The 6,137-nt window shown below is 71.6% G+C and carries 6 protein-coding genes and 1 pseudogene; 4 read left to right on the top strand and 3 right to left on the bottom strand.

Annotated features, from left to right (window positions below):
• From QH283_RS16695 to QH283_RS16680, 4 genes and pseudogenes are all read left to right on the top strand, one after another.
• Positions 1–547, top strand: a pseudogene (locus QH283_RS16695) (mammalian cell entry protein); the annotation flags it as partial.
• A complete protein-coding gene (locus tag QH283_RS16690; RefSeq protein ID WP_280503909.1) occupies positions 544–1,659 on the top strand; it encodes an MCE family protein in 1,116 nt (371 codons plus the stop codon). The pseudogene QH283_RS16695 and the gene QH283_RS16690, both read left to right, overlap by 4 nt.
• Entirely contained in the window at positions 1,656–2,834 is a 1,179-nt protein-coding gene (locus QH283_RS16685; RefSeq protein ID WP_280503908.1) for an MCE family protein, read from the top strand. The genes QH283_RS16690 and QH283_RS16685 overlap by 4 nt, the downstream gene beginning before the upstream one ends.
• A gap of 33 nt (positions 2,835–2,867) precedes the next feature.
• Positions 2,868–3,713, top strand: a complete 846-nt coding sequence (locus QH283_RS16680) for a hypothetical protein (protein ID WP_280503907.1) — start codon at positions 2,868–2,870, stop codon at positions 3,711–3,713.
• 46 nt (positions 3,714–3,759) lie between these two features.
• Here the strand turns inward: QH283_RS16680 and QH283_RS16675 are convergent, their stop codons facing one another.
• The 3 genes from QH283_RS16675 to QH283_RS16665 all read right to left on the bottom strand — a co-directional run.
• Positions 3,760–4,923, bottom strand: a complete 1,164-nt coding sequence (locus QH283_RS16675; RefSeq protein WP_280503910.1) for an RNA polymerase sigma factor — start codon at positions 4,921–4,923, stop codon at positions 3,760–3,762.
• A complete protein-coding gene (locus tag QH283_RS16670) occupies positions 4,923–5,330 on the bottom strand; it encodes a YciI family protein (RefSeq protein WP_280503906.1) in 408 nt (135 codons plus the stop codon). The genes QH283_RS16675 and QH283_RS16670 overlap by 1 nt, the downstream gene beginning before the upstream one ends.
• A 127-nt stretch (positions 5,331–5,457) precedes the next feature.
• Positions 5,458–6,137 (bottom strand): TetR/AcrR family transcriptional regulator (locus QH283_RS16665; RefSeq protein ID WP_280503905.1); only part of this gene is annotated, 680 nt, incomplete at its 5' end.

The raw sequence follows: 6,137 nt of genomic DNA, 5'->3' as shown, positions 1-6,137 counted from the left end.
GCTGGCGGGTGCCTTCGAGGTGTCCTTCGCCAACAAGGACCAGATCTCCAACACCATCATCAAGCTCAACGAGATCACCCACATCCTGGCGTCCAACGACGCCACGGTGCGCGAGTTCAGCGGCAAGCTGACCGAGTTGGTCGACCTGCTCGGCGCCCAGTCGCCGGGTCTGCACGCCGTGCTGGCCCAGCTGAACGACTTCATCGCCAACACCTCAGCGGTGGTCGGCGAGAACGAGGATCAGCTGGCGGGCGCGCTGACCCGCTTCGTCACCATCACCGAGCAGATGCGGGCCAACGCCCGCGGCCTGACCGAGATGATCGACGTGACGCCGCTGTTCTTCGAGAACCTGGCCAACGCGACCAGCGAGGAGCACCGCGCCATCCGCCTGCACGGCCTGCTCGACAAGTCGGTCTTCGACGGCGAATGGCTGTCGACCTTCTGCGAGCGCGTGCAGATGCGCGCCGACGGCTGCCGCACCGGCAAGATCCAGGACATGGGGCCCGATTTCGGCCTCACCGCCGCGCTGCTCGGACTGACCCGATGAGCGCCCGCGCCCTCACCCGCCGTCTCGCCGCCGCCGCGGTGAGCCTGGCCGTGCTGACCGGGACCACCGGGTGCGCGGTCACTGTGGACAACGTCCCGCTGCCCAAGCCCGGCATCGGCGGACCCGGCTACAAGATCAACGCCGTGTTCACCGACGCGCTGAACCTGCCCGAACGCGCGCACGTGCGCATCGGCGGCACCGACATCGGGGTGGTCTCGGCGATCAGCACCACCAACTTCCTCGCCGAGGTCGAGTTGGAGATCCGAGAAGACATCGAACTGCCCGAGGGCACCACCGCCGAGCTGCGCCAGGCCACCCCCCTCGGCGACATCTTCATCGCCATGACCTTGCCCGAGGTCGATCCGAACGCCGAGCTGCTCGAGCCCGGCGACACCATCGGCGTCGAGTACACCTCGGCGGGTGCCTCGGTGGAGCAGCTGATGGTGTCGATCTCCATGCTGCTCAACGGCGGCGGCATCAACCAGGCCGCCAAGATCACCTCCGAGATGAACTCGATGTTCGCCGGCCGGGCGCCGCAACTGGCGCACCTGCTGACCGAGCTGCACGCAGCCATCGAGGCGCTGAACAAGCGCACCGCCGACATCGACAGCGTCCTGCACGGCGTGAACGTGCTGACTGGTGAACTGGCCAGTCGCAAGGAACAACTCGGCCGCGCCGCCGACACCTTCCCGGCACTGCTCGGCCTGCTCGCGGAGAACAACCGCGACATCTCGCAGCTGATGGGCAAGGTCTCGGTGACCATGGCCGCGCTCGGCGACTTCACCGAGACCACCGGCCCCGAGTTCGTCGGCCTGTTCGACAGCATCCGCGCGCTGATGGGCGGATTCACCCAGATGGGCGACGATCTCGGGCAGATGCTGAAGCGATACGAGGAGCTGTACCCGTCGGTGGCGGCCTCCTTCCGCGGCGAGGCGCTCGCCGTCGCGGCCACCGTCTCCTATCTGAGCATCGGCGCGCTGACCGACCCGTCCGGCAGCCGCCCGCCGGAGCTGAACGACGTGCCGCTGTTCATCGGCAGCCTGGCGCAGGTGCTCGAGAAGGTGATCGGCAGGCTCAACAGCCCGCCGCGGCAGCAGGAGGGCGGCCGATGAACATCCCGCTGTGGAACTACCTGGTCCGTCGGCGGGTCGGGGTGGCCAATATCGGCCTGGTGCTGGTGCTCGTCGCGGGCACGGTGTACCTGGGCGCGGAAGTGCTGCGGGTCAACCCGTTCGCGCGGTCCTATGTGGTCACCGTCGAACTCGACAACTCCGGCGGCCTGCAGGCAGGCAACGACGTGACCTTCCGTGGCAGCCGCATCGGCATCGTGCGTGACGTGCGCGCCGGCGCGGAGGCCGGTGTGCTCGCCGAGGCCGAGATCGAGGCGGGCGTCGAGGTGCCCGTCGGCGGCATCGTCGCGGTGGGCAGGCTGTCGGCCGCGGGCGAGCAGTACCTGGACTTCCGGCCGGACGCCGACAGCGGCCCGTACCTGAAGGACGGCGATCTGATCGGCCGTGAACACACCCGCACCCCGGTGACCGTGCCCTCGGTGCTCGACAACATGAGCGACCTGATCGGCGGCATGAACCCCGAGCGGCTCGACGTCATCATCAACGAGCTGGACAAGGCGCTGGCGGGCGGCCCCGACCAGTTGCGCAACATGATCTCCGGCATCAGCCGGGCCATGGCCGGTCTGGACAGTCTGCTGCCGCAGACCAAGCAGCTGATCGAGAATCTGCAGGTGATCGCCGAGACCACCTCGCATGCCCAGCCCGACCTGACCACCCTGACCACCGGTGCGGGCGCGCTGTTCGAGCAGCTCACCGCCGCCGACCAGGAGTTGCGCGACTTCCTGGATCTGGCGCCGGGGCAGCTGGCCACCCTCGGCGGCTTCGTCGCCGCGACCGAGGACCCGATCACCAACCTGACCACCAACTTCGTGGCCATCACGCGGGCCGCCAAGCTGCGTCAGCCTGCGATCGAGGCGCTGTTCCCCGCGCTGCGGCGGGGTTCGGCCGCGATCGGCCTGCCCGCCCACGACGGCGCGTACCACACCCTGGTCGACCCGTGGCCCCGTCCCACCTGCGATTACCCCACGGTGCCCAAGATCCCGGTCGTCGAGACCACCGACACCAGGGTCCGCCTGTACAACTACTGCGTGACCGAGGACCCGGCTCTGCAGATCCGCGGCAGCGCCAACGCGCCGCGGCCGAACGTCCCCGACAACACCGCGGGCCCGCCGCCCGGCGTGACCGGCGACGAGCTGTCCCAGCCGGTCCCTCGGTAGCCCCCTCCTCGGCAGACAAGGATTCCCACCCTCATGAGTGACAACGACGTCGATCCCCGCTCGGAGAACACGAGCTCGGCCACCCCCGACAGCGCCGCGGCGAAGGTGTCGACCGCGAAGGCCGGCGATGCCCCCGCGACGGCCGCCCCGGAATCCGCCTCGGCGACGGGGGATTCGGACGAGACCGTGCGGATCGCGGCGGCGTCGGGGGCAGCGGAGGAGACCGGCCGGATCTCCGGGTCCGGGAAGTCCGGGTCCGGGAAGTCCGGGTCCGGGGGTTCGGGGTCGGACGACCCGTCGGAATCGAAGGACCGGAAGGGCGAATCCGCGTCCGGGAAGGTGGCGTCCGGGAAGGTGTCCGGCGCCGGGGCGCGCGCGGGTTTCGGTGGCCTGGTGGCCGGTGTCGGCGGCGCGCTCGCGCTGGCGGCCGCCCTCGGCGCGGCGGGCTACTTCTACGTCCAGAACGACCGCAACCAGACGCTGCTGAACGCCCACGAGGAAGCCCGTCAGGCGGCCTGCGACTACGCGCCGCGCCTGGCGGACTACGACGCGAACAATCTCGACGCCTACTTCTCCGGCGTGTTGGAGGGCGCGACCGGGCAGTGGTACGAGCAGTTCGACGACACCAGCCGTGAGCTGCGGGAGGTGCTCACCGAGGGGCAGGTGGTCTCCACGGTGCAGAGCGTGGAATGCGCCATCAAGACCGGCGACCAGACCTCCGCCGAGGCGGTCGTCATGATCGGCCAGACCATCAGCAGCGTCGGCACCCAGGGGCAGCCCTCGCCCGGCCAGCTGGCCATGGTGCTGCGCATGGAGAAGACCGAAGGCCGCTGGCTGGTGAACCAGGTCGACTCGCCGCTGCCCGCGCCACAGCAGTAGCCGCGGACAGCTCTGCCGTGCAGAGTGCCGATGATGCGGCCGAGTCTCAGGCTCCGCCGATCCGCCGGCGCAGCGCGGCGGCCCGCACCGTGAGGTGGTTGCGCTCGGCGAGGTTACCCGCCTCGGCCGCGGCCGCCACGTAGAGCCCGGCCGCCGTCTCCAGCTCACCCGCCCGCTCGTGCAGGTAGGCGCGGGCGGCGGTGTGGCGGGGGAGGCCGGGATCGAGCAGGGCGAGGGCGGCCAGTCCGGCCCGCGGCCCGTCGGCCTCCCCGACGGCGACAGCGCGATTGAGCCGCACCACCGGGCTGTCGGTGAGCGCGACGAGCTCGTCGTACCACTCCACGATCTGCACCCAGTCGGTCTCCTCTGCGGTCGGGGCGTCGGCGTGCAGGGCGGCGATGGCGGCCTGGGCCTGGTACTCGCCGAGCCGGTCGCGGGCCAGCGCTGTCTGCAGGATCGCCACGCCGTCGGCGATCAGGTCGGTGCGCCACCGGCCGCGGTCCTGCTCGGCCAGCGGCACCAGGCTGCCGTCCGCGCGGGTGCGCGCCGGGCGGCGGGCGTGGTGCAGCAGGAACAGCGCGAGCAGGCCTGCCACCTCGGGGTCGTCGGTGGCGGCGTGCAGCTGGCGGGCCAGGCGGATGGCCTCGACGGCCAGGTCGACATCGCCGCTGTAGCCCTCGTTGAACACCAGATACAGCGTGCGCAGCACGGTGCCGAGGTCGCCGGGGCGGTCCAGCCGCACCCGGCTCACCGTGCGCTTGGCGCGGCTGATCCGCTGCGCCATGGTCGCCTCGGGCACCAGATAGGCCGCAGCGATCTGGCGGGTGGTCAGCCCGCCCACCGCGCGCAGCGTGAGCGCGACCGCCGAGGCGGGCGACAGGCTCGGGTGCGCGCACAGGAAGTACAGCGCGAGCGTGTCGTCGGCGGGGGCGGCCGGGCCGGGCGCGGGCTCCTCGGCGGCCACGCTCTCGCGGCGACGGCGCGCGGCCTCCGACCGGCTCGCGTCCACGAACCGGTGCCAGGCCGTGGTGATCAGCCAGCCCTTCGGGTCGGCGGGCGGCTGCGCCGGCCAGCTCCGCACGGCGCGGATCAGCGCCTCCTGCACGGCGTCCTCGGCGGAGGCGAAATCCGCGCCGCGGTGGACGAGCGCCGCCAGCACCCCGGGGATCAGTTCCCGCAGGGCGGTCTCGTCCACCGCGTCCGCGGTCATCACTCGGTGACGGTGGGCGGGGCGGACAGGAACGGTCGCAGCTCCAGCCACTCGTGGATCGGCTCGCCGCCCGCGCCGGGCGCCGCCGACAGCTCGGCCGCCAGCTCCACGGCGCGCTCGTGGGAGTCCACGTCGATGATCATCCAGCCCGCGATCAGGTCCTTGGTCTCGGCGAACGGCCCGTCGGTCACCGGCGGGCGGCCCGCGCCGTCCGAGCGCACCCACTGCCCCTCCGGCGCCAGCGCCTGCGCATCCACGAACTCGCCGCTGGCCTGCAGCTTCGCCGCGAAGTCGTTCATGTACGCCACGTGTGCGGCGATCTCCTCGGGCGTCCACCGATCCATCGGCACGTTGTTCACGGCCGCGGGCGCGCCCCGGTAGTGCTTGAGCATCAGGTACTTCGCCATGACGATCTTCCCTTCGGTTCCGGCGACCCACTCCGGTCGCTCACCCCTGGGACGGAGCGGGCCCGCCGATCTCGACATCCCCACCCCGATTCTGCGTAATTTTTTTCGCCGGGTGACAGGACGCGCCTCACGCGCCGGCGCGACCGAACAGGATGGCGTGCATGAGGTGGATGACCCTGGCCTTGTCGCAGAGCGGATTGTCCGGGCCGAGCCACTGTCCGAGATCGACCACCTGGGACAACGCCGCGTGCACGAGCACGCGTGCCTCGGCGGCGGACAGTTCCGGCCGCGTGCCGTTGAGCAGTTTGGCCCATTCCTCCACGTTCAGCCGCTGGATGTTGCGCAGCACGGTGCGGTCCTCGCGCGGGACATTGCTGATCTCGGCGTAGTAGACGAAGGTCAGCTCGCGCTCGGCGAAGGAGCCGTCCACATACAGCTCGACCAGCTGGGTGAGCGCCTCGCGCGGGCCGCCGGTGCTCGCGATGGCGGGCCCGATGGCTGCCGACACCCGGTCGGCCGCCCGGCGGAACGCGGCGGCGAGGATGTCGCCCTTGCTGCGGTAGAAGCGGTAGACCGCCGAGGAGGCGGGCAGCCCGGCGGCGTGGGCGATGTCCTCCACGCTGACGTTGGGATAGCCGCGCTGGTGGAACAGCTCCACCGACTTCTTCAGCAGCAGCTCGTGTTTGAAGGTCGACGGCACCTCGGCGGCGGGGGCGGGGGCGGGGGGGGGGGGGGGGGGGGGCGGGGGGGGGGGGGGGGGGGCGGGGCGCGCCGCCCCCCCCCCCCCCCCCCCCCCGCCCCCCCCCC

The sequence above is a fragment of the Nocardia farcinica genome, from assembly GCF_029867845.1.
Classification (GTDB): domain Bacteria; phylum Actinomycetota; class Actinomycetes; order Mycobacteriales; family Mycobacteriaceae; genus Nocardia; species Nocardia farcinica_A.
Note: the sequence above shows the minus strand (reverse complement) of the source record. Positions and strands in the feature narration are given on the sequence as shown.

Excerpts from the sequence above, each read along its gene's own strand:
- QH283_RS16685 (WP_280503908.1), top strand. The coding sequence starts at position 1,656 with ATGAACATCCCGCTGTGGAACTACCTGGTCCGTCGGCGGGTCGGGGTG.
- QH283_RS16675 (WP_280503910.1), bottom strand. The coding sequence starts at position 4,923 with ATGACCGCGGACGCGGTGGACGAGACCGCCCTGCGGGAACTGATCCCC.
- QH283_RS16680 (WP_280503907.1), top strand. The coding sequence starts at position 2,868 with ATGAGTGACAACGACGTCGATCCCCGCTCGGAGAACACGAGCTCGGCC.
- QH283_RS16690 (WP_280503909.1), top strand. The coding sequence starts at position 544 with ATGAGCGCCCGCGCCCTCACCCGCCGTCTCGCCGCCGCCGCGGTGAGC.
- QH283_RS16670 (WP_280503906.1), bottom strand. The coding sequence starts at position 5,330 with ATGGCGAAGTACCTGATGCTCAAGCACTACCGGGGCGCGCCCGCGGCC.